Origin of the sequence: Streptomyces sp. Act143 (assembly GCF_003143935.1) — a bacterium.
GTDB lineage: Bacteria > Actinomycetota > Actinomycetes > Streptomycetales > Streptomycetaceae > Streptomyces.
Map to the genome: position 1 here is coordinate 4,604,811 of NZ_QFRX01000001.1, position 24,318 is coordinate 4,629,128.

Below are 24,318 nucleotides of genomic sequence, written 5' to 3' on the forward strand. Positions count from 1 at the left end.
AGGTTCCTCATGGATACCGGCTTCGACCTCAGGAAACACGGCGGCGTGGAGATCTTCCTGCGCGACTGCCCCACCCGCGCCGTGCTGGAGGTCATCGCGAGCAAGTGGACCATGCTGGTGCTGGTGGCCCTGGAGGACGGCCGGCCCATGCGCTTCACCGAACTGCGCCGCCGCCTCGACGGCGTGACCCAGAAAGTGCTGACCTCGACCCTGCGCGCCCTGGAACGCGAGGGCCTGCTGGCCCGCGAGGTGTACCCGACCGTGCCTCCGCGCGTGGAGTACCGGCTCACCGGCCTGGGGCGGGAGATGGGCGGTCTGATCCAGGGCATCACGGACTGGTCGCAGGCGAACATCGACGCCATCCGCACGGCCCGCGAGGAGTTCGACGCGCGCACCGCCGAAGCCGCGGACCCCGCTCCCGTACGACGGTGAGGGCGCCCGGCGCGTACCGGGCCGGGCGCCCGGCGCTCAGGCCGCCGTACAGCTCACGCTCGGCACACCCCCGCCCCCCGGTGTCCCGCCGAACCCGAAGGTCGCCGAACCGCCCACCGCGACCGTCCCGTTGTGCGCGGCGTTGGTCGCGGTCACGGTAGCCCCTGACTGGGTGTACGAGGCGTTCCACATGCTGGTGATCTGCTGCGAGCCGCCGAACGTCCAGGTCACCTTCCACGAACTGAGCGCCGTGGTACCGGTGTTGGTGACCTTCACCTCGGCATTGAAGCCGCCGCCCCAGTCGCTGCTGACGGTGTAGGCGGCCGAGCAGCTCGCCGTGGAGCCGCCGCCGCCCCCGCCACCGCCGCCGCCACCGCCGCCGTTCGAGGGGAAGCCCGGTGCCTTGATGCTCGCCAGGTACCCGTCCTTCACCGTGTCGACCGTCTGCCAGTCGTCCTTCAGGATGCCGCCGGTGTCACCGGAGTTGGGGTTCCACGACCAGAAGGTCCAGTGGAAGGAGTCCGAGCCGTACGTCGACGTCGGCCGCAGGTAGTCCACGAGCGCGGCCAGCCACTTCTGGTCCACGGTCGAGCTGAGGGTCGTGCCGAACTCCCCCACCCACACGGGCGCGATGTTCTGCTTGAAGATGTACCCCCAGTACTTGTCCCAGATCCCGGGCATGTTGGCCGGGAAGGACGGATCGCTGAACCAGCTCTGCTGGGCGACGCTCGTGGCGTAGTCGTGGGCGGAGTAGACGACCCGGTTGGCGACGTTCAGGTTCACCGGGTACTGCGCGACGCCCATCAGGTTGCCGCCCCACCAGCCGGAGACGCCGTTGAAGGTCTGCACGCCCTCGACGAAGATCAGCAGGTCGGGGTTGACGGAGAGGACCGCGTTGCCGGCCCGCTGGGCGGCCAGCCGCCAGTCCGTCGCCGTGTCACCGCAGCCCCAGCAGGCGGGGTCGTGGGGCTCGTTGTGCAGGTCGATGCCGACGACCGTGTTCTGGCCGAGGTAACGGGTCGCCAGGGCCTTCAGGTTGGCGATCCACGTCGACTCGGGCACCGCGGCGGTGTACCAGAGCGCCGACTGGCCGCCGGAGTCCGGGCGGTGCCGGTCGAGGATGACCTTGAGGCCGTCCTGACCGGCGTACGCCACGATCTTGTCCAGCACGCCGAGGGAGTCGAGCCCCTGCAGGTCGGCGTTCTTTCCGCTGCTGAAGTCGATGCTGTTGGGGACGGTCCCGGGCTTGAGGATGTCGTCGCTGAACGGGATACGGATGGTGTTGTAGCCCAGCGATCTCATCTGGTCGATCATGGACTTGTAGTCGCGGGACCAGAGGCCGTGGACGACGTGGTTGCTGGTCTCGAAGCCGAACCAGTTGATCCCGGCGACCCGGACCGCCTGGCCGTTCGCGTCCAGGATCTGGCGCCCGCTGGTGTGCCAGTAGCCGGCACCGGCGGCAGCCTCGGCCGCCTGCGCCGAGGGGCTGACGCCGGCCAGGAGCGGCAACAGAAGCGCCGCCGCGCACAACGCTCTTCGCAAGGTGCGGAACATGTCGCTGCCTTCTCTCGGGGAGCGCGGGCCCGGAACGTGATGGGAGCGCTCCCATCACCCGCTCCCCCCATGGAAGTCAGGTCACATGGACACGTCAAGACACGCGACACTACCGACTGAGCTTCTGGAACCTGCGTACCGCGAGAGGCAGGAAGACCGCCGTCAGGATCACCGGCCACGCGTACGCCATGAGCAGGGCGTGCTCCTCGACCCACGAGCCCCCGCCGCCCACCGGCGTGCCGAACAGGTCGCGGGTCGCGGCGGCCGTGGAGGAGATCGGGTTCCAGGCGGCCACATGGCCCAGCCAGTCGGGCATGAGCTGGGGCGCGACGAAGATGCTGGAGATCATCGTGAGCGGGAACGCCACCGCGAACAGGCCGCCCGCCGCCTCCGGGTTGGGCACGATGAGCCCCAGCCACACCCCGATCCAGATCAGCGCGAACCGCAGCCACAGCAGCAGTCCGAAGGCCGCGAGGAAGCCGAGCCCGCCGTCCGGCCGCCAGCCCATGGCGAGCGCGGTCAGCATCATGATGGCCAACTCGGCGCAGGCGACGAGCAGATCGGTGACCCCGCGTCCGGCGACGACGGCCGCGGAGGTCATCGGCATGGAACGGAACCGGTCGATCACGCCCTTCGTGGCGTCGTACACCACCAGGGTCGCGGTGTTGATGAAGCCGAAGGCCATGGTCATCACGAACATCCCGGGCATCAGGAAGTCCTTGTAGTCCCCGCCGCCGGGCACCTGCATGGCGCTGCCGAAGACATAGCCGTAGAGCAGGACGGAGAGGATCGGGAAGCCCAGCTGCCAGGCGATGTTGACCGGTTGGCGCCGGTAGTGGGTGAGGCCGCGGCGGACGATGTTCCAGACGTCGGCGAGGACCCAGAAGGTCCGGCCACGGGTCGCTTCCAGGGTGCTCATGCGGCGGCCTCCTCGGTCTCCGTCTCGGTGCGGTGTCCGGTCAGGCGCAGGAACACGTCGTCGAGGCTGGGCCTGCGCAGCCCGATGTCCTCCACCCGGACACCCTCGTCCTGGAGGGTGCGGGCGACCTCGGTGAGGGCGGAGACCCGGTCGACGACGGGGGCGTGGACCCGCAACTCACCCTCCTCCGCCTCGGGTTCGCCGTCCGAGACCCGGGCGACGACCTTCACCACCTGCGGGATGTCGGCCCGTTCGGCGACGACGACCTCGATACGGTCGCCGCCGACCCGGCTCTTCAGCCCGTCGGGGGTGTCGTCGGCGATGGCCCGCCCCTGGTCGATGACGGTGATGCGGGAGGCCAGCCGGTCGGCCTCCTCCAGGTACTGCGTGGTCAGCAGCACGGTGGCGCCGTCCGCCACCAACGCCCGCACGGAGTCCCAGACTTCACCGCGGCTGCGCGGGTCGAGCCCGGTCGTCGGCTCGTCCAGGAAGAGCACGGCCGGGGCGAGGATCATGGAGGCGGCGAGGTCGAGGCGGCGCCGCATGCCGCCGCTGTACTTGCCGACGCCCTTGTCCGCGGCGTCGGTGAGGTCGAACTGCTCCAGCAGCTCGGCGGCCCGCGCCTTGGCCCGCCGTCCGCCGAGGTGGAAGAGACGGCCGAACATCTCCAGGTTCTGCCGCCCGGTGAGCACCTCGTCCACGGCCGCGTACTGCCCGGTGAGCCCGATGCGCGCCCGCACCTCACGCGCCCGCGAGGCGACGTCCAGCCCGGCGACCTGCGCCCGCCCGCCGTCGAGCCGGACGAGCGTGGACAGGATGCGCACGGCGGTGGTCTTGCCGGCGCCGTTGGGCCCGAGCAGTCCGTGCACGGTGCCCTGGCGGACGGCCAGGTCGAAGCCGTCCAGGGCGCGTTTCTCGCCGTACCGCTTCTCCAGCGCCTCGGCGCGGACGGCGTATCCGTCGGTGGTCATGGGTCCCCCTTGCTCTCCCTGATGACGATTAACTGAGTACACCGTACCCGATTACGCGTACACCGTACCCAGTTATTCGGCACGGAACTAAGCTGCACCCATGACAAGCAGTTCGGAGACCAGCGGCAGCGGCGACATCGTCCGCACCCTTGAGCTGCTGTGGGACACCGCCAAGCGCCCCAGCCGCGGGCCGAGGCCCACCCTGACCCTGGACCGGATCGTGGCGGCGGCCGTCCGGCTCGCGGACGCGGAGGGGCTGGAGGCGGTGTCGATGCGGCGCCTCGCCACCGAGCTCGGCACCGGCACGATGTCCCTGTACCGGTACGTCCCCGGCAAGGGCGAACTGCTCGACCTGATGCTGGACCGGGTGCAGCGCCCGTCGGAGAACCCGGCGGACCTCGGCGACGGAGGCTGGCGCTCAGCCCTGGAGGCCCTGGGCCGGGCCACCCTCGCCCTCTACCGCCGCCACCCCTGGCTGCTCCAGGTCAACCAGTCCCGCCCGATCCTCGGCCCGAGCGCCCTCGACGGCATGGAGAAGATCCTCAGCCGCATCAAGCCGATGGGCCTGACCGACCCCGAGCTGGTCTCGGCGATCGTCATGGTCGACGGTTACGTCGTCGGCGCCGCCCGCACCCAGCTGTACCAGCAGGACGTGGAACGCCGGACCGGCCTGACGGACGCGGAGTTCTGGCAGGCGCAGGTGCCGGTGCTGGAGAAGGTCATGGCCTCCGGCCGCTACCCGCTCCTCGCCGGACTCTCCGACGACGCCTTCGGCTCCGACTTCGACCACTTCGAGTTCGGGCTGCAACGGATTCTCGACGGCCTGGAGGTGCTCGTCGCGCACCGCCGGTCGGCGGTCCAGGAGCAGTAGGTCAGCGCCGGGGCCGCAACAGCCGCCGGAACCCGAACACGACGGCCACGACGGCCGCGACGGCGAGGGCACCGACCTTGACGGTGCCGTTGCCCCCGCCGCCGTCCCCGCTGCCGCCCTGGGCCGAACTCCCGCCCCCGGAGGACGAACCGGAGGACCCGCCACCCCCCGGCGCGTCCTGCGCGACCACCTCGCTGCCCTCACCCTCGCTGCCGAGCATGAGCTTGGTGCCGTCGGCGGAGTAGCTGACGGACTCCCCCTGCCCGAGGGGCACGCTCAGCCGCCCCTCCTTCTTCAGGTCACCGCCGTTCCAGTCGTACCAGATACCCCCGAAGTACCCGCGTACGGCGAGGTGTTGACCGTCCGGCGAGAAGGCGGCGTCGGTGGCCCAGAGGTCGACGGCGGTGGTGGGCTTGAAAACATTGGTGCCGGAGGTGGAGAGCTTGGCGGGCCCTTCGTAGAGATGTCCGCCGTCCTCCTGCTTGTCGATGATGTAGACGCGCCCGGTTTTGGGATGGACGATCATCGACTCGGCGTCGCGGGAGCCGTCGGTGTACTTCACGACGTACTGCTTGGCGCGGATCGTCTGGTCGACGAGCTTCTTCGGCTCGGGAAGCTGATAGATCCAGACGTACGGCCAGCTGACCCCGTCGTTGTCGCCGATGTCCCCGACGTAGATCTGGTTGTCGGGCCCGATGGAGATGGCCTCGACGTCCCGCTGCTGACCGACCCCGGCGAGGGTGATGCGGGCGACGGTCTTCCCGGTGCCGCTGTCGACGGCGTAGAGGTAGCTGCCGGTGTCCTGGTCGTTGTGGGTCCAGTAGATGCCGGGGTGCTGGTGGGAGGCGGCGAGGCCGCTGGACTCGGTGATACGGGAGTCCTCGATGGTGAAGTCCTGGTCACCCTTGCCGTCCCCGTCGGCGGCGACGGCGGGGGCCGCGCCCGTGAGAACGAGCAGGGCACAGGCTCCGACGACACCCAGTAGCGCACGCATGCGGTCAAGCTTGCCATCCCCAGATGGGGAGGGATGGTGATCACGTGGTGACTGTCACACCCCACCTCTCGCCGTGATCGTTCATCATGAGCGGATGCTCAGGTTCATGCCCGTCGGCGACTCCATGACGATCGGAAGCGCGGGCGAACACACATGGCGTTACCGGATGTGGCAGCACCTGCGCGACACGTACGGCGGCCCGTTCGCCGTCGTGGGCCCGCGCGAGACCCTGCACGACAAGGCGACGGACGCGCCGACGTCGTACGAGTACGCCGACCCGGACTTCCCCACCGCCCACCTGGCCGGCTGGGGCGAGGGCTGGCTGCACATGGCGCCGCTGATCGGCGAGGCGGTCCGCTCGTGCCGTGCGAACGTCCTCCTGGTCTCCCTGGGCCTGATCGACCTGGGCTTCTACACGAACGCCGAGCAGACGGCGGAGAACGCGCGGGCCTTCATCGCGGCGGCGAGGGAAGCGAACCCGCGCGTCCGGATGGCCGTCCTCCCGGTGCTCACGAACGTCCGCGTCGAGGAGGACGCCGACTTCGCAGCCCAGGTCACCCTCTTCAACGAGCTGCTCGCGAAGGCGGTGGCCGACCTCGACGAGCCGCGCTCGCCGCTGCTGCTGGCGTCGCCGCCGGAGTCGTACGACTTCACCGTCGACACGTACGACGGGACGCATCCCAACGCGAGCGGTGAGCACAAGATCGCGGGAGCGTTCGCCGAGGCGATGTACCAGGCGTGGGGATGGGGACAGACGTACGAGGCCGGAACAGGCTGACTGGATATCGGCGCACCTCGGTCACCCTGCGTATCGTTGTACTGCGCGGCTGCACCTGCCCGTGGGGCAGCCGGGGAGGAGCGCCACGATGACCGTCCTTGAAGACAGGATCGAGATGGCCGACGCAGACGGCGAGCTGACTCTGGACGAGCTGTTCGAGTCGCTGGAGCGGAACACCCCCGAGGGCTACAAGGTCGAGATCGTCGAGGGGGCCATCTACATGTCACCGCAGCGGGACACGCACTGGGAGATCATCGCCGACATCTACGAGCAACTGCGCACCAAGTACCCGCGCAAGCGCGTGAAGTCGGACGTGCGTGTCGACTACCCCGGCCACCTGAACGGCTTCGCCTCCGACGTCACGCTGGTGGCCGAGAACGCCGAGAAGAACTCCAAGGGACTCTGGCGCTTCGAGGACATCGAGTTCGTCGCCGAGGTCATCTCGAAGGGCACCGCCGCGAACGACTACGGGCCGAAGAAAACCGCCTACGCGATCGCGGAGGTGCCCGTTCTCCTCATCGCCGACCCCTACCAGGGCAAGTGCCACCTCTACACCCAGCCGAAGGGCGGCGAGTACCGCACCGAGCTGTCGGTCGCCTTCGGAGTGGACATCGACATGACCACAACTCCCCTCGGCCTGACCCTCAAGACCGAGGAATTCCCCCGGGACTGAGTCGGCACCCCACCTCCCACAGCACCTCCCCGTCCACGAACGGCACCCCGGCCGACGGCACCGACCGCCACCCCAGTGGCCAGGTGATCCCGGTCAGGGCGGGCACCCCCACGTAGGCCATGCCGCCGTGACTGCGCGTCAGCACCCGTACGCCCGGCGGCCATGCATAGGCGCCGCCGGTTTGCGGAGGCAACAGGAAGTACATGTTCCGGTCGCCCGTGGACTCGGTGACGATCGGCCCCGCGTCGAAGTCGGTACAGCGCAGCAGCTCCGAGGCGACGCGCTCGGCCAGCGGTTCCCTCATGCGCACGGCATCGAAGTGCACGCCGGCGAGGCGCAGGGCGTGACCGGCGGCGGGAATCCAGCGCGGGATCCAGGGGGCGTCGATTCTCTCGTTCATGCCGCAAATCGTTGCGGGCGCTCACATACTGTGACCAGGGGTACTCAAGGGTGGTGCAGGGCTGTGCACTTGGGGAGGCGGTTGTGCACTCCGGTGATCGCGGGTCGGAGACGTTCGGGGCGCTGTTGAGGTTCTTCCGTGAACGTACGGGGATGACGCAGGAGGCCCTCGGCAGGCACGTCGGATACTCCAAGTCGCAGGTGGCGATGGTGGAGCGGGGAGAGCGGTCGCCCAAGGGACAGTTGGTGGAGATCGCCGATGAGGTGCTCGGTGCACAAGGTGCACTGGCGGTGCTGGCGGAGAAGGAATTCGGCAAGGGCGGGCTCCGCCCGTGGACCGAGGACTATCTGGCGGAGGAGAAGAAGGCCGCCGCGCTGCACGTGTACCAGACCCACCTAATTCCGGGTTCGCTTCAGACGGAGGCATACGCGCGGGCGGTCATCACCTGCAACTGCTACCCGACCCTGGAAGACGAGGAGATCGAGAAGCAGGTGGCCACCCGGCTCCGGCGGCAGCAACTCTTCGCCCGGAAGCCCCCGCCCAACGTCAGCTACGTGCTCGAAGAAAGCACGCTGACACGCCCGTTGGGCGGCCCAGCGGCCCTCAAGGAGCAGCTCCACCACATCCTCGCCATCGGCGAACTCCGCCACGTCGAGATCCAGGTGATGCCACACGACCGGCAAGTGCACGCCGGTCTGAACGGCAGCATGATCCTCCTGGAGACCGAGGAACGCCGCCAACTCGCCTACGTCGAGGGACATCGGGGCGGCTACTTCGTCAGCGAACAACCTGACCTGGGAGACCTGCTCGGGAAATATGGCACGCTGCGGGCGCAGGCTCTCAACCCCGAGGAGTCGGCAACGCTGATCGAAGAGGTGGCAGGGAAGCTATGAGCACGCAGCTCGCCTGGTTCAAGAGCAGCTACAGCGGCAGCGAAGGCGAATGCCTCGAAATAGCCGTCACCCCCACCACCATCCACATCCGCGACTCAAAAACCCCCGAAACCCACACCCCCCACCTCCACCTCACCCCCGCCACCTGGACCGCCTTCCTCAAGATGCTTGCCTAGAGCACACTCCACGTCGTTGGCTAAGAACCCATGAAGTACACGCAGCTCGGACGCACGGGACTCAAGGTCAGCCGGCTCGTTCTCGGGACCATGAACTTCGGTCCGCAGACCGACGAAGCCGACAGTCACGCGATCATGGACGCCGCGCTGGACGCGGGCATCAACTTCTTCGACACCGCCAACGTCTACGGCTGGGGCGAGAACAAGGGCCGCACCGAGGAGATCATCGGCACCTGGTTCGCGAAGAGCCCGGCCCACCGCGACAAGGTCGTCCTCGCCACCAAGGTCTACGGCAACATGGGCGCCGACGGCGAGGCCTGGCCCAACCACGACAAGCTCTCCGCGGTGAACATCCGCCGTGCCGTCGACGCGTCGCTCAAGCGGCTCCAGACCGACCACATCGACCTCTACCAGTTCCACCACATCGACCGCGCCACCCCGTTCGAGGAGATCTGGCAGGCGATCGACGTCCTGGTCCAGCAGGGCAAGATCCTGTACGCCGGTTCCTCCAACTTCCCCGGCTACAAGATCGCCCAGGCCAACGAGAGCGCCGCCCGGCACGGCCGCATGGGCCTGGTCAGCGAGCAGTGCCTCTACAACCTCTACGAGCGCCGCGCCGAGATGGAGGTCATCCCGGCCGCCCAGGACTACGGCCTCGGCGTGATCCCGTGGTCGCCGCTGCACGGCGGCATGCTGGGCGGGGTCATCAAGAAGGAGGTCGAGGGCGGTCGCCGCGCTTCGGGCCGGACGGCGGAGACGCTCACCAACCCGGCCGTGCGCGCGCAGATCCAGTCGTACGAGGATCTCCTCGACAAGCACGGCCTGGAACCCGGCGAGACGGCCCTGGCGTGGCTGCTGACCCGTCCCGGGGTCACGGGTCCGATCGTCGGCCCGCGCACCGCGGAGCAGCTCGCCTCGGCGATCCGTGCCACGGAACTGGAACTGGGCGAGGAACTCCTGACTGGCCTGGACGAGATCTTCCCGGGTCCTGGCCCGTCCCCGGAGGCCTTCGCCTGGTGATCACCGGCAGGGGCAGACGCCTTTAGGGGCGCGGGGAACTGCGCGACCGGCCACGTACGGCCCGCGGCGAGAAACCGGCCCGCGGTTCCCCCGCCCTCACTTCCCGAGGGCTGCCGCCAACGCGACGACGCCAAACATCAGCACCAGCACTACGGCCATAATCCGGTTCCGGGTCTTCGGGTCCACGCCCCGAGCCTAACCGGCCCCTGTGAAGCCCCACCGCCCGACCACCTCATACCGGGGCTGCTCCCCCGGCACCCCCGACCGCGGCAGGCTGCTCCGCACGAGCACCAGCTCACCCACGGTCCACCGCCGCCCCGCAAACCCGTCCAGCGCCTTCACATACGGCCGCACATCCACCTCCGACCGGCTTCGCGCCACGGTCAGATGCGCCTTGTACCGCCGGTGCTCCCCCATCTCGACGCCCGCCTTGCGCCCCGCCGCCTCCGCCCGGTCGGCCAGCAGCCGCAGAGCCGCCATGTCGCCGTCCGCCCCGATCCACAGGGCCCGCCCCCGCCCGAACTGCCCGCCGCGGTGCAGGGCCATCTCAAAAGCCCCCGTACGCCCCGCCGCGCGCTCCAGCCTGGCCGACAGTCCGGGTACGACGTCGTCGCCGACCTCCCCGTAGAACGCCAGCGTGAAGTGCCACCCCTGCCGCCCGGTCCAGCGCAGCTCATCCGCCCCCGGGAGCCGCTTCAACGCGTCCAGCTCGGCCGCGAGTTCCCCGGCGACGTCCTGCGGCGGCAGCACCGCGGCGAAAAGTCTCATGTCCGTCACCCTGGCAAAGATCTACGCTGCCGTCATGGCGATCACCATCAGGAACGGCGACCACGACGACATCCCGGCGATACTCGGCATGCTGGACAGCTGTGTGGAGTGGCTGGTCTCACAGGGGCGGACCGGGCAGTGGGGGTCGAAGCCGCTGTCGGAGAGCCCGAAGACCGTCGAGTCCGTGACCCGTTACATGGACGAGGGCGTCACCTACATCGCCGAGGTCGACGGTGTACCGGCCGCCACCCTCAGCCTCACCGACGCGCCCGGCGCCTACCTCGCCCACCTCCCCGCGCCCGGCGAACCCGAGCGTTACATCCACTGGCTGGCCTCCGAGCGCCGCTTCAAGGGCCGGGGCGTCGGCAGTGCCCTGCTGGCGCACGCGGCCGACGAGACCCGCCGCGCGGGGGTCGGACTGCTGCGGGTGGACTGCTACGCGGGCGACGACGGCAAGCTCGTCCGCTACTACGAGAACAACGGCTTCAGCCGCGTCGAGGCCTTCACGGTCGGCGAGCAGAAGTGGCCGGGGCAGTTGCTGGCCCGGCGGGTCTGACGCCCGCCAGGCCCCTGCGACGGCTCACGCCGCCGCAGCCAGCTGCTCCTGCGCCTCGCGCGGGACGAAGCGGACGTGCGGGTGGCCGTGGTTCCAGCCGACCGACAGCCGCAGGTTGCCGACCTTGGCGAGGACCAGGCCGATGACGACCGCCGCGCCCGCGGCGATCGCGCCGCCGGCGGCCATGCCCGCGCGCACCCCGTAGGCGTCCGTGATCCAGCCCGCGATCGGGGCGCCCAGCGGGGCGCCGCCCATGAACACCATCATGTAGAGGGACATCACCCGGCCGCGCATGGCCGGGTCGGTGCTCATCTGGACGCTGCTGTTGGCGGTGACGTTGACCGTCATGCCGAACATGCCGATCGGCATCATCAGCAGGGCGAACAGCCACAGGGACGGGGCGACGGACGCCACCATCTCCAGGGTGCCGAAGGCGACCGCGCCCACCACCAGCACCCGCATCCGGGCGGTGCCGCGGCGGGCGGCGAGCAGGGCGCCCGCGAGGGAGCCGACCGCCATGACGGTGTTGAAGAGGCTGTAGGAGCCGGCGCCCGCGTGGAAGACGTCGTCGGCGAAGGCCGACAGGTACACCGGGAAGTTGAAGCCGAAGGTCGACACGAAGCCGACCAGCACGATCGTCCAGATCAGGTCCGGGCGGCCGGCCACGTAGTGCAGGCCCTCCCGCAGCTGGCCCTTGCCGCGCGGGGCGCGCCGCACGACGTGCAGCTCCCGGGCGCGCATCAGCAGCAGGCCGGTGATGGGGGCGATGAAGCTCAGGCCGTTGGCGAGGAACGCCCAGCCGGTGCCGACGCCGGTGATCATCAGGCCCGCGACCGCCGGGCCGATGAGGCGGGCCGACTGGAAGTTCGCGGAGTTGAGGCTGACGGCGTTCTGGAGCTGGTCGGGGCCGACCATCTCGGAGACGAAGGTCTGCCGGGCCGGGTTGTCGACGACCGTGGCGAGGCCGACGGCGAAGGCGGCGAGGTAGACGTGCCAGACCTCGACGTGGCCGGTGAGGGTGAGGAAGGCGAGCGCCAGGCCGGTCAGGGCCATCGCCGACTGGGTGACCAGGAGGGTGGGGCGCTTGGGGAGGCGGTCGACGAGGACGCCGCCGTAGAGGCCGAAGAGCAGCATCGGCAGGAACTGCAGGGCGGTCGTGACACCGACGGCGGTCGCGGAGCCGGTGAGGCTGAGGACCAGCCAGTCCTGGGCGATGCGCTGCATCCAGGTGCCGGTGTTGGAGACGACCTGGCCCAGGAAGAACAGGCGGTAGTTGCGGTTCCTGAGCGAGCTGAACATCGAGGACCGGCCAGGGGCCCCGGTGGTGGTAGGGACGGTCGGTGCGGGGGCGGAAGCTGCTCCGGATCCCGTACTCAAAGTGGGTTCGCCTCCTTGCGACTGCGGCTGCTTTACAGGTGTGCGAGCTTCTCCAGCACGGGGGCGGCGGCGCGCAGTTTCGCCCACTCGTCCTCGTCGAGTCCGTCGACCAGGGTGGCCAGGAAGGCGTTGCGCTTGGCGCGGCTCTCGGCGAGCATCGCCTCGGCCTGTTCCGTCTTCGTGACGACCTTCTGGCGCCGGTCCTCGGGGTGCGGCTCCAGGCGGACCAGTCCCTTGGCCTCCAGCAGTGCCACGATGCGGGTCATCGACGGCGGCTGTACGTGCTCCTTGCGGGCGAGCTCACCGGGGGTGGCCTTGCCGCAGATGGAGAGGGTGCCCAGAACCGACATCTCGGTGGGGCTCAGCGACTCGTCGACCCGCTGGTGCTTCAGGCGGCGCGACAGTCGCATCACGGCGGAGCGTAGGGAGTTCACGGCGGCAGCGTCGTCGCCATGGGTGAGGTCCGGCATCTCTTTAGGATAACTCATTACTCTCGCTAAACAAGCTGGCGCGCGCGACGATTCCCGTGAGCCTGGACACTAAACCGGACCTTCACCCGTACGAGTGAGACGGCAGCGGAAAGTGAACAGCACCCGGTACCGGCCGCGACCCTCGTACTCATGGGGACCAGCGTGCTCAGCCTGCGGATAGACGGGGAGCTGCTCGACCGGCTCCGGGACCATGCGGCCAAAAGGGGAATGAGCGTCCAGGACTATGTGGTCCGGACGCTCATTCGGGACGACTTCGACGAGCGGTTCCAGACCGCCGTCGAGGAGACAGAGAAGTTCTACGGCGTCACGTGAGGCCGAGGGCCGGCATCAGGTAGTAGAAGGCGAAGACGGCGGAGACGACGTACATCGCGGCGGGGACGTCCTTGCCCCGCCCGGCCGCCAGGCGCAGCACCACGAAGGTGATGAAGCCCATGCCGATGCCGTTGGTGATGGAGTAGGTGAACGGCATCATCACCATCGTGACGAAGGCCGGGATCGCGATCGTGTAGTCGGCCCAGTCGATCTCCTTGACGGAGTTCGCCAGGATCATGAAGCCGACCGCGAGCAGCGCCGGGGTGGCCGCCTGGGACGGGACCATCGTGGCGACCGGTGTCAGGAACAGGGCCACGGCGAAGAGGCCGCCGGTGACGAGGTTCGCGAAGCCGGTGCGGGCGCCTTCACCGACGCCGGCCGTCGACTCGACGAAGGCGGTGGTGGCGGACGAGGAGCTGGCGCCGCCCGCCGCGACCGCGAGGCCGTCGACGAAGAGGACCTTGTTGATGCCGGGCATCTGGCCCTGCGCGTCGGTCAGCTTGGCCTCGTCGCTGACGCCCATGATCGTGCCCATCGCGTCGAAGAAGCACGACAGCAGGACGGTGAAGACGAAGAGGATGCCGGTCAGCACGCCGACCTTGTCGAAGCCGCCGAACAGGCTGACGTCGCCGATCAGGCCGAAGTCGGGGCTGGCGACCGGGTTGCCGGGCCACTTGGGCGTGGTCAGACCCCAGGACGGGACCTTGGCGACCGCCTCGATGATCATCGCCACGACCGTCATGGCGACGATCGAGATCAGGATCGCGCCGGAGACCTTGCGGACGATCAGCGCGAGGGTCAGCAGCGCGCCCAGGACGAAGACCAGGACCGGCCAGCCGTTGAGGTGACCGTCGCCGCCGAGCTGGAGCGGGACGGTGGTCTGGGCGACGTCGGGGATGCGGGAGACGAAGCCGGAGTCGACGAGCCCGATCAGCATGATGAACAGGCCGATACCGATGCTGATCGCCTTGCGCAGGCCGAACGGCACCGCGTTCATCACGCGCTCGCGCAGGCCCGTGGCGACGAGCAGCATCACGATGAAGCCCGCGAGCACGACCATGCCCATGGCGTCCGGCCACGACATCCGGGGTGCCAGCTGGAGGGCGACGACCGAGTTCACGCCGAGACCGGCGGCCAGCGCGATCGGCACATTGCCGATGACGCCCATGAGGAGCGTGGTGAAGGCCGCGGTGACGCAGGTGGCGGTGACGAGCTGGCCGTTGTCGAGCTGGTGCCCGTACATGTCCTTCGCGCTGCCCAGGATGATCGGGTTCAGCACGATGATGTAGGCCATCGCGAAGAAGGTGGCGAAACCGCCGCGGACCTCGCGGGCGAGGGTGCTGCCGCGCTCGGAGATCTTGAAGTAGCGGTCGAGAGCGCCGTACGCGGGCGTGCCGCCCGGCTGTTCGGGCGCGGGTGCCTTGGCGGTGGCCGAGGTGGACATTGGATGTTCCTACGAGCAGAAGTGGACAGACGTAAACCGTTTCAGTATGAACATATGAACCGGGACTTAGCTATCTCCGCGCGTAGACCTGATCGCCCGCGAAGGGCGGCGGACCGCCTCGTAAGCTGTGCCCATGGCGAAGTGGACCCCCAAGCACGAGGCACCGGAGCCCCTGGAGGGCCCCGTCGTGCCCACCATCATTGGCGGCACGATCCTCTGGTTCGTCCTCTTCCTCGTCCAGCTCCCCTTCTACGGCTGGTTCGACGACCGCGGACACGCCTGGTGGGTGTGGACCTGCCTGGCCGGGGCGGGCCTCGGCCTGATCGGCATCTACTACGTCCACCGGCGCGACGCCGCCATCAAGCGGGCCCAGGCCCTACGGGAAGCCCCGTAGTCCCGTACTACCAGGGCACCACTCGACCCCGCAGCCTCTCCTCCCCAGGTCGGAACTTCCGCCCACTCGGCGGGTGAAGCCGCAAATCCGCACGTACCGTCGAAGGCATGACGCACATCGACGCGGGCGCCGAACTCGATCCTGTGCATCCCGGACCCGCCCCCGCCCCCGGCGGGACCGGCGGGCTGACCGCCGCCGAGGTCGCCGAGCGGGTGGCGCGCGGGGCGGTCAACGACGTGCCGGTGCGCAGCAGCCGGTCGCTCGCCGAGATCGTCCGCGCGAACGTCTTCACCCGGTTCAACGCCATCATCGGCGTGCTCTGGCTGATCATGCTGTTCGTCGCACCCTTCCAGGACAGCCTGTTCGGGTACGTGATCATCGCCAACACCGGCATCGGCATCATCCAGGAGTGGCGGGCGAAGAAGACCCTGGACTCGCTGGCCGTGATCGGCGAGGCGAGGCCGACGGTACGGCGGGACGGACAGGCCCTGGAGGTCAGCACCTCGGAGATCGTGCTCGACGACCTGATCGAGATCGGGCCCGGCGACAAGGCCGTCGTCGACGGGGTGTGCGTCGAGGCCGACGGCCTGGAGATCGACGAATCCCTGCTCACCGGCGAGGCCGACCCCGTCGTCAAACAGCCCGGCGACCCCGTCATGTCCGGCAGCTTCGTCGTCGCCGGCGGCGGCGCGTTCCAGGCCACCAAGGTGGGGCGCGAGGCGTACGCCGCCCAACTCGCCGAGGAGGCCTCCCGCTTCACGCTGGTCCACTCCGAGCTGCGGACCGGCATCTCCACGATCCTCAAGTACGTGACGTGGATGATGATCCCGGCCGCGATCGGCCTGGTCATCACGCAACTGGTCGTCAAGAGCAACGACTTGAAGGACTCGATCGCCCGCACGGTCGGCGGCATCGTCCCGATGGTCCCGGAAGGGCTGGTCCTGCTCACCTCCGTCGCCTTCGCGATCGGCGTGATCCGGCTCGGCCGGAAACAGTGCCTCGTCCAGGAGCTGCCGGCTATCGAGGGCCTCGCCCGCATCGACACCGTCTGCCTCGACAAGACGGGCACACTGACCGAGGGCGGCATGGACGTCACGGAGCTGCGCGCGCTCAACGGCAGCGACGAGACGTACGTACGCAAGGTGCTCGGCGCCCTGGGCGAGTCGGACCCGCGCCCGAACGCCTCGTTGCAGGCCATCATCGACGCCTACCCGGACGCCGAGGACTGGCGCTGCACCGAGTCCCTCCCCTTTTCCTCCGCCCGCAAGTACAGCGGCGCGAGCTTCAGCGAGGGCGACGGGGAGTCCAGTACGTGGCTCCTGGGGGCGCCGGACGTGCTGCTGGGCGCCGGCGACCCGGCGCTGACGGAGACGGAACGCCTCAACGAACAGGGCCTGCGCGTGCTGCTGCTGGCCCGGGTGGCGGGCGACCTGGACGATCCGGAGGTCGCGCGCGATGCCTCCGCCGCCGCCCTCGTCGTACTGGAGCAGCGGCTGCGCCCCGACGCGGCCGACACCCTGCGCTACTTCGCCGAGCAGGACGTCCGCGCCAAGGTCATCTCCGGTGACAACGCGGTGTCCGTGGGCGCGGTGGCCGGGAAGCTCGGCCTGAAGGGCACGACGGTCGACGCGCGCACGCTGCCCTCGGACCGGGACGGGATGGCGGACGCCCTCGACGAGGGCACGGTGTTCGGGCGGGTCACCCCGCAGCAGAAGCGGGACATGGTGGGGGCGTTGCAGTCCCACGGGCACAACGTCGCGATGACCGGCGACGGCGTGAACGACGTGCTGGCGCTGAAGGACGCGGACATCGGCGTCTCGATGGGCTCGGGGTCGGAGGCCACGCGGGCGGTCGCGCAGATCGTGCTGCTGAACAACAGCTTCGCCACGCTGCCGGACGTGGTGGCGGAGGGGCGCCGGGTCATCGGGAACATCACGCGGGTGGCGACGCTGTTCCTGGTGAAGACGGTGTACTCGGTGCTGCTGGCGCTGCTGGTGGTGTGCTGGCAGGTGGAGTACCCCTTCCTGCCCCGGCACTTGACCCTGCTGTCGACTCTGACGATCGGCGTCCCGGCGTTCTTCCTGGCCCTGGCCCCCAACAAGGAGCGGGCGAAGCCGCATTTCGTACGGCGGGTGATGCGGTACTCGATCCCGGGCGGGCTGGTGGCCGGGGTGGCGACCTTCGTGACCTACCTGATCGCCCGTCACTACTACACGGGCAAGGGCGCGCTGGACGCGGAGACGAGCGTGGCGACCCTCACCCTGTTCCTGATCTCGATGTGGGTGCTGGCCATCATCGCCCGGCCGTACACGTGGTGGCGGGTGGTGCTGGTGGTGTCGATGGGGGCCGGTTTCCTGCTCGTCCTGGCGGTGCCCTGGCTCCAGGACTTCTTCGCGCTGAAGCTGGTGGGCGTGGCCATGCCGTGGATGGCGGTGGGGATCTCGGTGGTGGCGGCGGCCGCCCTGGAACTGATGTGGAAGTGGGTGGACCGCCGCTTTCCCGCATAGGGCCGCCCGACGGGCCCTTACTGCTTATTTGTGTACTGCCTACTGCACGTCGACGTAGTCACCCGTGGCGCTGACCGCCGGGGTGGTGGAGGTGCCGGCGAAGGAGAAGCGCCAGTAGCCGTCGACCGAGGCCTTCGCGGTGGTCCGCAGGGTGCCCGTCGAGGACGAGGTGATGGTCTTGAGCGTGGTGTAGGTCGTGGTGCCCTTCTTGCGGAACTGGAGCTTCACCGGCTGACCGGAGTAGCCGTGGTAGTGGCCGTCCTCCCAGTTGGCCCGGGAGAGCTTGCCGGTGATCGTGAGGGTCGAGCCCTTGCGCACCGGCTCCGGCGCGGCGTTGACGGTGAGGGTGGAGCGGCGCTGGAGCTTGGCGGTGGTGACGTTGTCCTGCGTGGCGACACCGACGTTGTCCAGGTTCGGGTTGTTCGGGTCCTCACCGTTGAACGCGACCGCGAACGCGCCGGCCTTCCAGCTGCCGGCGTCCGAGTTCAGCAGGTCCGCCGGGTCGAGCTGGATCGTGGCGGTGCAGCTGGCGGTGGTGGCGGAGGTGTCCGTGCACGCCCCCTTGCTGCTGTCGATCCAGGCGTCCTCGTTCGCGAAGTCCGCACCGCGGTACAGCTCGACGGCGGAGAAGAAGTCGGCGGCGTGGATGTCGACGTCCGCGCCGTGCGTCAGCGTGTAGGAGACCGGCGCCTTCACGAGGGCGGTGGTGCCGACGACGATGCCCTTGCCCGAGTTGACCTTCACATTGGAGAAGGAGGCGTTCAGGGCGTACGGGGTGCCCGTCGCGGCGGTGCTGAAGGCGGTCTTGCCGGAGGCGGTGTGGGCGGCCTTGGCGGCGGCGACGACATCGGCGGGCACCGTCGCGTCGGCGGCGAGCGCTACCGGCGCGGCGAGGGCGGAGAGGGCCACGGCGCCGGAAACGGCGGCCACGGTGGCGCGTATACGCATGTGTTCCCCAGGTGGAGACAGTGATCGTGGAGTCTGTTGACTCGCACGATCAGATCCGTGGCGGATGTGACTGGTTGTACGGTCCCCGCGGATTTTGACGGGGGATTACGAAGCCCTGGTGATCCCAAGAGAAACGGCCTCGCCGGGGTCCGCAGGTGCCGCACACGTCCTCAGCGGCGCCGCAGTGACGCCTCCAGCAGGGCCGGTGGGGTGGCGAACTTCTCGTGGGTCGCCAGGTCCGTCCCCGGGGGCACGATCTTGTCGATCGCGTCCAGGACGTCGGCCGGCAGTACCGTGCCCGCCGCCGCGAGCTGGGATTCCAGGTGGTCCGGTGTGCGCGGGCCGATCAAGGCGCTCGTGACCGCCCGGTGCGACGTGACGAAGCCCAGCGCCAGCTGGATCAGGGTCAGGCCCGACTCCTCCGCGAGCCGCGTCAGCTTCTCCACCGCGTCGAGGCGCGCCCGGTTGTACGGCAGGCTCAGGTCGAAGCGGTCCGGCATGAACGCCGAGCGGTTCGTGGTCACTTCGCGGCCCTCGCGGACCGCTCCCGACAGCCAGCCCGACGCCAGCGGGCTCCACGCCAGGACCCCCATCCCGTACTCCTCCGCCACCGGCAGCACATCCGCCTCGATGCCCCGCTGGAGGATCGAGTAGCTGGGCTGTTCGGTGACGTAGCGGCCCAGGTGCAGCGTGCGGGACGTCCACTGGGCCTGGACCATGCGGTAGGCCGGGAACGTCGACGAGCCGAAGTAGCGGATCTTTCCTGCGCGTTGCAGGTCGGTCAGGGCCGACAGCGTCTCCTCGTCGCTCGTCTCCGGGTCCCAGCGGTGGATCTGGTAGAGGTCGACGTGGTCCACGCCGAGGCGGCGCAGGCTGTCGTCCAGTGCCCGCACCAGCCAGCGGCGGGAGCTGCCGCGGTAGTTGGGCTTGTCCGCGTTCATCGGCATCGCCGCCTTCGTGGCCAGCACGATGTCCTCGCGGCGGCCCGCGATCGCCTTGCCGACCATCTCCTCCGACTCGCCGGCGCCGTACATGTCGGCGGTGTCGATCAGGTTCACCCCCGCCTCCAGCGCCCGGTCGACCAGGGCGGTGGCCTCCTCCTGGGTGGTGCGGCCGATCGCGCCGAAGTTCATGGCGCCGAGCGCCAGGGCGCTGACCTGCACGCCGGTGCGGCCCAAGGTGCGGTACTGCATGGTCATTCCTCCGACAAGAAAGCGGAACGTTGTTCCGTATCGATGTGAAGAGACGATACGGAACCTCGTTCCGTTTCTGCAAGCGGTCCTCGCCGGATGTCGTACGGTGAGCCCGTGAACGACAGCCACCCCGCCCCCCGGCCCGCCGCCGCCCCGTCCCGGCGGAAGGACGCCCGGCGCAACCAGGAGACGCTGCTGGACGCCGCCGCCACGGTGTTCGTCGCCAAGGGCGTGGACGCACCCGTGCGGGACATCGCGGCCGAGGCGGGGGTCGGGCTCGGCACCATCTACCGGCACTTCCCGACCCGCGCGGACCTCGTCATCGCCGTCTACCGGCACCAGATCGAGGCGTGCGCGGAGGCCGGACCGGAGCTGCTGGCCGCCGGACCCGCGCCGTACGACGCCCTCCGCCGGTGGATCGACCTCTTCGTCGACTTCCTCGTCACCAAGCACGGCCTCGCCGCCGTCCTCCAGCCCGGCAACGCCGACTTCGAGGCGCTGCACGCCCACTTCCTCGACCGGCTCGTCCCCGTCTGCGCCGCGCTGCTCGACGCCGCCGCCGACGAGATCCACTCCGACCTGACGGCCTACGAGCTCATGCGCGCCGTCGGCAACCTCTGCATCGGCGCCGACACCGACCCCCGCTACGACGCGCGCCGCATGGTCGGGCTCCTCGTCGCGGGGCTGCGGCGCCCGCGCGGCTGACCGCACGGTCGGGAGATCTGGGCGGAGACCCGGGACCGACTCGCGGTACCTTCGTCGCACGCAGACGAGGAGAGTCATCGTGAGCAAGTACGTGCGGCCCGCAGCCGAGGGAGCCGACCCGTTCGGGACCGCCCGTCTCAGGCGGGGCGTGCTCGACGCCTGGGCGACCAGCCCCGCCCGGTTCCGTGAGGACGCCAACGCCGAGGAGGACCTCGTCCTCGGCGGGTACCGGGACCGGCTCGTCGTCGAACTCGCCCAGAACGCCGCCGACGCGGCGGCGCGGGCAGGGGTGCCCGGGCGGCTGCGCCTCACCCTCCGCGACGGCGTCCTCGTCGCCGCCAACACCGGCGCCCCGCTGGACGCGGCCGGTGTCGAGTCGCTCTCCACCCTGCGCGCCTCCGCCAAGCGCGACGCCTCCGCGGGGGCGCCCTCCGTCGGACGGTTCGGCGTCGGCTTCGCCGCCGTGCTCGCCGTCACCGACGAGCCCGCCGTCGTGGGGCGGCACGGCGGCGTGCGGTGGTCCCTCGCCGAGGCCCGCGACCACGCCGCCGACACCGCCCGGCACAGCCCCGGGCTCGGCGACGAGATCCGCCGGCGCGACGGACACGTCCCGCTGCTGCGGCTCCCCTTCGCCGCCGAGGGCACCGCCCCCGACGGCTACGACACCGCCGTCATCCTGCCGCTGCGCGACACGGCCGCCGCCGATCTCGCCGAGCGGCTGCTGCGCGCCGTCGACGACGCCCTGCTCCTCGCCCTGCCCGGGCTGGAGGAGGTCGTGGTCGAGGCGGACGCCGACGCCCGCACGCTCCGCCGCCGCACCGACGGCGTCTTCGTCGTCGTGGAGGACTCGGCGGAGGGCGCCACCAGCTGGCGGGTCGCGTCCGCGCACGGGCCGCTCACCCCCGACCTGCTCGCCGACCGGCCCGTCGAGGAGCGGCTGCGGCCCCACTGGTCGGTCACCTGGGCCGTGCCGGTGGACGCCGACGGGACCCCCGTCCGGCCCCGCACCACCCCCGTCGTCCACGCCCCCACCCCCAGTGACGAGCCGCTCGGCGTCCCCGCCCTCCTCATCGCCTCCTTCCCCCTGGACCCCACCCGCCGGCACGCGGCCCCCGGCCCGCTGACCGACTTCCTCGTGCAGCGGGCGGCGGACGCCTACGCCGGACTCCTCGGCGGGTGGCGCCCGGTGACCGCCGGGATCATCGACCTCGTGCCCGGAGCGCTGGGCAAGGGCGAGCTGGACGGGGCGCTGCGCCAGGCGATCCTGGACCGGCTGCCGCGCACCGCCTTCCTGCCGCCCGCCCTGGAGCCCACGGACGACCTGCCCGAGGCGCTGCGCCCCCGGGAGGCGGAAGTCGTCGAGGGGGCGGGCGCGGAGACCGTCCGGGTCCTCGCCGAAGTACTGCCCACCCTGCTCCCCGCCGGTCTCGAACGCCGCGTGGAGCTGCGGACGTTGGGGGTCGCCCGCGTCCCGCTCACGGACGCCGTCGACCGGCTCGCCGGGCTGGAGAAGGAGCCCGGCTGGTGGCGGCGGCTCTACGACAGCCTCGCCGGGGTCGACCCGGACCGGCTGTCCGGGCTGCCCGTGCCGCTCGCCGACGGGCGGACCACCATCGGCCCCCGGCAGGTGCTGCTGCCCACGCCCGACGGTGCCGCCGTCGAGCCCGAGGTCCTCGCGCGGCTCGGCCTGAAGGTCGCGCACCCCGACGGCGCCCACCCCCTGCTGGAGAAGCTGGGCGCGCTGCCCGCCTCCCCGCGAGCCGTCCTCACGACCCCGCAGGTCAGGGCCGCCGTCGCCGCCTCCCTGGACGACGAGGGCGGGCTCGACTGGGAAGCGGACACCCTCGACGCCGAGGAACTCGCCGACACCGTCCTGGCGTTGGTGCGGGACGCGGGTCTCGAACCCGGCGACGAGCCGTGGCTGGGCGCGCTGGCCCTCCCCGACGAGGACGGCGAGCCCGCCCCCGCCGGTGAACTGGTCTTCCCCGGCAGCCCCTTCCACCAGGTCATGCGGGACGGCGAACTCGCCACCGTCGACGCCGAACTGGCCGAGCGCTGGGGCGAACAGCCGCTCGCCGCCTGCGGCGTCCTGGCGACCTTCGCCCTCGTCCGCGCCACCGACGTCGTCCTCGACCCGGACGAACTGGAGCCGCGCGACGGGGACTTCGCCGAACCCGACGACGCCGGTCTGCTGGACGCGGTGGACGTGTGGAGCGAGGACGTCCTCGACCGCTTCCCGGACTCACCGGTGCCGCCGGTCGCCACCGAGCTGGTCGCCGTACGGGACCTGGAACTCGTCGACGAGGAACGCTGGCCCCAGGCCCTCGCCCTGCTCGCCCGGCCCCCGCTGCGCGACGCGCTCACCCAGCAGGTGCGCATCCTGCTGCCGGACGGCACGCACGAGGTCGTACGGCCCTACACGGCATGGTGGTTGCGCGGGCACCCGGTGCTCGCCGGCCGCCGCCCGGCGGGCCTGCTGGCGGCCGGCGGGGACCCGCTGCTCCGCGGACTGTACGACGAGGCCGACGCGACCGGGTTCGACGACGAGCAGGTCCTGCGGGCGCTGGGCGTACGGACGTCGGTGGCCGCGCTGCTCGACGAGCCGGGCGGCGCGGCGGAGCTGCTCGACCGGCTCGCCGACCCCGAGCGGGAGGTCAGCGGGGCACAACTGCACGCCCTCTACGGGGCACTGGCCGACCTCGACCCGGAACAGGTGACGCTGCCGGACGAGGTGCGGGCCGTGGTGGACGGGCGGGTGACGGTCGTGGACGCCGCGGACGCCGTGGTCGTCGACTCGCCGGACCTGCTGCCCTTCACCGAGGGCGTACCGCTGCTGCCGGTACGGCCGGCGCGCGCCGCCGAGCTGGCCGAACTGTTCCAGGTGCGGCGGCTGAGCGAGTCGGTGACCGGGTCGGTGGACTCCGAGGGCACCGAGCACGACGTACCGGACCCGGTGCGGGTGCTGCTGGGCCCGCGGACCCCGGCGTCGTACGTCGAGCACGAGGAACTCGTCGTGGACGGCGTGGAGATCGACTGGCGGCTCACCGGCGACGGGGTGCTGCACGCGGCCACCCTGGAGGGTGTCGCGGCCGGACTGGCGTGGGCGGCGGGACAGTGGCCGCGGCGGTTCGAGGTGGCGGCGCTGCTGGAGGACCCGTCGCGGACGGAGGAACTGGCCCGGGACCGGTGGTTCGACTGAGGTGAGCGAGGGGCGCGGCTGATCGTGAAATTTCCCGCACAAATTTCTCACCGGTCATACAACCATTCCCCCGTGTCACGTATCTGATCACGTGAGTCAACAGACTCCCTGATCATTACGGGCCCCGGCGTGAAGACGCGACCGTGGGGGGACGACCACCGCCGGGGCCCCTCTCTTCACGTGGGGAAGACATGCGTATTCGCGCCACCGTGGCCGCCGTCTCCGGCGCCCTGGCCCTCTCCGCCCTCGCTGTCCCGGCCGCGCAGGCCGACAGCGCCTCGTACCGTGACGCCGCGGCCAAGGCGGTCTCCGCCGCGTCGGGCAAGTCGGCCTTCGCCGCGTCCGACGCCGCCCAGCTGGACGTCTCCTTCTCGAACCTGAAGATCGCCAAGGCGGTCAAGGTCGGCATCAGCCAGGACGTCCACGTCAAGGTCACCTACACGCTGACCCACGGCGCCGACGTGGACATCGCCTCCGCGGACTTCGCCAACGGCCCGCTCATCTACAAGGGCACCCTCGACGCGCCGGCCAACGTCCTGCTCGGCTACGAGGCGGCCACCTGCACGCCCACCTCGGCGACCACCGCCGACTGCGCCGGCCTGATCGACATCTACCCCGGCGACGGCGACCTGATCAACTCCGACGCCGGTACGTGGAAGGCCGGTGCGCTGGCCCTCAACTACAGCACCGAGGACAGCGCGCTCCAGGGCGACCTGGGCACCACCCTCGTCCAGCGCAACTCC

General features: G+C 70.4%; 24 protein-coding genes and 1 pseudogene. 14 read left to right on the top strand and 11 right to left on the bottom strand.

All coding sequences use genetic code 11. The features are described 5' to 3' along the window. Window positions 1–9: 9 nt before the first annotated feature. Window positions 10–432 carry a helix-turn-helix domain-containing protein gene (locus tag DI272_RS20715; protein ID WP_109496805.1) on the top strand — a complete coding sequence of 141 codons (423 nt, stop codon included), beginning with the start codon at window positions 10–12 and terminating at the stop codon, window positions 430–432. Between the two features lie 36 nt (window positions 433–468). Here the strand turns inward: DI272_RS20715 and DI272_RS20720 are convergent, their stop codons facing one another. From DI272_RS20720 to DI272_RS20730, 3 genes are all read right to left on the bottom strand, one after another. After that, window positions 469–1,986 carry a cellulase family glycosylhydrolase gene (locus DI272_RS20720; RefSeq protein ID WP_109496806.1) on the bottom strand — a complete coding sequence of 506 codons (1,518 nt, stop codon included), beginning with the start codon at window positions 1,984–1,986 and terminating at the stop codon, window positions 469–471. A 109-nt stretch (window positions 1,987–2,095) separates the two neighbouring features. Beyond that, window positions 2,096–2,905, bottom strand: coding sequence for an ABC transporter permease (locus DI272_RS20725; protein WP_109496807.1), 810 nt, complete (start codon window positions 2,903–2,905; stop codon window positions 2,096–2,098). Then, on the bottom strand, window positions 2,902–3,876 hold the full coding sequence (locus tag DI272_RS20730) for an ATP-binding cassette domain-containing protein (RefSeq protein ID WP_109496808.1): 975 nt from the start codon (window positions 3,874–3,876) through the stop codon (window positions 2,902–2,904). Before DI272_RS20730 ends, DI272_RS20725 begins: the two co-directional genes overlap by 4 nt. A gap of 100 nt (window positions 3,877–3,976) precedes the next feature. On the opposite strand from DI272_RS20730, the gene DI272_RS20735 reads away from it, so the two are divergent. Further along, window positions 3,977–4,747: a TetR/AcrR family transcriptional regulator gene (locus tag DI272_RS20735; protein WP_109496809.1), complete on the top strand. Its 771-nt coding sequence runs from the start codon at window positions 3,977–3,979 to the stop codon at window positions 4,745–4,747. Between the two features lies 1 nt (window position 4,748). Here DI272_RS20735 and DI272_RS20740 read toward each other — a convergent pair whose 3' ends face one another. Continuing rightward, on the bottom strand, window positions 4,749–5,741 hold the full coding sequence (locus DI272_RS20740; RefSeq protein WP_109496810.1) for a WD40 repeat domain-containing protein: 993 nt from the start codon (window positions 5,739–5,741) through the stop codon (window positions 4,749–4,751). A gap of 94 nt (window positions 5,742–5,835) precedes the next feature. Here DI272_RS20740 and DI272_RS20745 point away from each other — a divergent pair, with 94 nt between their 5' ends. Together DI272_RS20745 and DI272_RS20750 are read left to right on the top strand one after the other, a co-directional pair. Next, entirely contained in the window at window positions 5,836–6,519 is a 684-nt protein-coding gene (locus DI272_RS20745) for an SGNH/GDSL hydrolase family protein (protein ID WP_109496811.1), read from the top strand. An 88-nt stretch (window positions 6,520–6,607) separates the two neighbouring features. Beyond that, entirely contained in the window at window positions 6,608–7,192 is a 585-nt protein-coding gene (locus tag DI272_RS20750) for a Uma2 family endonuclease (RefSeq protein ID WP_109496812.1), read from the top strand. Here DI272_RS20750 and DI272_RS20755 read toward each other — a convergent pair. Further along, window positions 7,164–7,592 carry a hypothetical protein gene (locus tag DI272_RS20755; RefSeq protein WP_109496813.1) on the bottom strand — a complete coding sequence of 143 codons (429 nt, stop codon included), beginning with the start codon at window positions 7,590–7,592 and terminating at the stop codon, window positions 7,164–7,166. The genes DI272_RS20750 and DI272_RS20755 overlap by 29 nt on opposite strands. Before the next feature lie 83 nt (window positions 7,593–7,675). On the opposite strand from DI272_RS20755, the gene DI272_RS20760 reads away from it, so the two are divergent. From DI272_RS20760 to DI272_RS20770, 3 genes are read left to right on the top strand one after another with little or no spacing between them, the layout of a single operon-like run. Next, complete coding sequence (locus DI272_RS20760; protein WP_109496814.1) at window positions 7,676–8,485, top strand: helix-turn-helix transcriptional regulator; 810 nt, start codon at window positions 7,676–7,678, stop codon at window positions 8,483–8,485. After that, on the top strand, window positions 8,482–8,661 hold the full coding sequence (locus DI272_RS20765) for a DUF397 domain-containing protein (protein ID WP_109496815.1): 180 nt from the start codon (window positions 8,482–8,484) through the stop codon (window positions 8,659–8,661). The genes DI272_RS20760 and DI272_RS20765 overlap by 4 nt, the downstream gene beginning before the upstream one ends. A gap of 30 nt (window positions 8,662–8,691) precedes the next feature. Then, complete coding sequence (locus tag DI272_RS20770; protein ID WP_109496816.1) at window positions 8,692–9,681, top strand: aldo/keto reductase; 990 nt, start codon at window positions 8,692–8,694, stop codon at window positions 9,679–9,681. A 195-nt stretch (window positions 9,682–9,876) separates the two neighbouring features. On the opposite strand, the gene thpR is transcribed toward DI272_RS20770, so the two are convergent. After that, entirely contained in the window at window positions 9,877–10,449 is a 573-nt protein-coding gene (gene thpR / locus DI272_RS20775; RefSeq protein WP_109500949.1) for an RNA 2',3'-cyclic phosphodiesterase, read from the bottom strand. A 34-nt stretch (window positions 10,450–10,483) separates the two neighbouring features. Here thpR and DI272_RS20780 point away from each other — a divergent pair, with 34 nt between their 5' ends. After that, window positions 10,484–11,005 (top strand): GNAT family N-acetyltransferase, encoded by a 522-nt coding sequence (locus DI272_RS20780; RefSeq protein ID WP_109500950.1) that lies wholly within the window; start codon window positions 10,484–10,486, stop codon window positions 11,003–11,005. Between the two features lie 24 nt (window positions 11,006–11,029). Here the strand turns inward: DI272_RS20780 and DI272_RS20785 are convergent, their stop codons facing one another. Both DI272_RS20785 and DI272_RS20790 read right to left on the bottom strand, forming a co-directional pair. After that, window positions 11,030–12,304 (bottom strand): MFS transporter, encoded by a 1,275-nt coding sequence (locus tag DI272_RS20785; RefSeq protein ID WP_181387261.1) that lies wholly within the window; start codon window positions 12,302–12,304, stop codon window positions 11,030–11,032. Window positions 12,305–12,414: 110 nt separating this feature from the next. Next, the gene (locus DI272_RS20790; RefSeq protein ID WP_109496818.1) at window positions 12,415–12,852 is read right to left on the bottom strand and encodes a MarR family winged helix-turn-helix transcriptional regulator; all 438 of its coding nucleotides are present in this window, start codon (window positions 12,850–12,852) and stop codon (window positions 12,415–12,417) included. Window positions 12,853–13,002: 150 nt separating this feature from the next. Here DI272_RS20790 and DI272_RS20795 point away from each other — a divergent pair, with 150 nt between their 5' ends. Then, on the top strand, window positions 13,003–13,185 hold the full coding sequence (locus DI272_RS20795; protein WP_037624226.1) for a hypothetical protein: 183 nt from the start codon (window positions 13,003–13,005) through the stop codon (window positions 13,183–13,185). Here the strand turns inward: DI272_RS20795 and DI272_RS20800 are convergent. Further along, window positions 13,178–14,629, bottom strand: coding sequence for an NCS2 family permease (locus tag DI272_RS20800; RefSeq protein WP_109496819.1), 1,452 nt, complete (start codon window positions 14,627–14,629; stop codon window positions 13,178–13,180). The two genes, DI272_RS20795 and DI272_RS20800, sit on opposite strands and share 8 nt — an antisense overlap. A gap of 133 nt (window positions 14,630–14,762) precedes the next feature. Here DI272_RS20800 and DI272_RS20805 point away from each other — a divergent pair, with 133 nt between their 5' ends. Further along, window positions 14,763–15,023: a DUF2530 domain-containing protein gene (locus DI272_RS20805; RefSeq protein WP_109496820.1), complete on the top strand. Its 261-nt coding sequence runs from the start codon at window positions 14,763–14,765 to the stop codon at window positions 15,021–15,023. 107 nt (window positions 15,024–15,130) lie between these two features. Further along, complete coding sequence (locus tag DI272_RS20810; protein ID WP_109496821.1) at window positions 15,131–17,530, top strand: cation-translocating P-type ATPase; 2,400 nt, start codon at window positions 15,131–15,133, stop codon at window positions 17,528–17,530. Between the two features lie 39 nt (window positions 17,531–17,569). Here the strand turns inward: DI272_RS20810 and DI272_RS20815 are convergent, their stop codons facing one another. After that, window positions 17,570–18,478, bottom strand: a complete 909-nt coding sequence (locus tag DI272_RS20815; RefSeq protein WP_109496822.1) for a hypothetical protein — start codon at window positions 18,476–18,478, stop codon at window positions 17,570–17,572. 170 nt (window positions 18,479–18,648) lie between these two features. Continuing rightward, on the bottom strand, window positions 18,649–19,671 hold the full coding sequence (locus DI272_RS20820; protein WP_109496823.1) for an aldo/keto reductase: 1,023 nt from the start codon (window positions 19,669–19,671) through the stop codon (window positions 18,649–18,651). Between the two features lie 96 nt (window positions 19,672–19,767). Here DI272_RS20820 and DI272_RS20825 point away from each other — a divergent pair, with 96 nt between their 5' ends. The 3 genes and pseudogenes from DI272_RS20825 to DI272_RS45410 all read left to right on the top strand — a co-directional run. Then, window positions 19,768–20,376 (top strand): TetR/AcrR family transcriptional regulator, encoded by a 609-nt coding sequence (locus tag DI272_RS20825; RefSeq protein ID WP_109496824.1) that lies wholly within the window; start codon window positions 19,768–19,770, stop codon window positions 20,374–20,376. A gap of 79 nt (window positions 20,377–20,455) precedes the next feature. Continuing rightward, window positions 20,456–23,575 (top strand): sacsin N-terminal ATP-binding-like domain-containing protein, encoded by a 3,120-nt coding sequence (locus tag DI272_RS20830; protein ID WP_109496825.1) that lies wholly within the window; start codon window positions 20,456–20,458, stop codon window positions 23,573–23,575. 191 nt (window positions 23,576–23,766) lie between these two features. After that, window positions 23,767–24,318: pseudogene (locus tag DI272_RS45410) on the top strand (hypothetical protein); the annotation flags it as partial.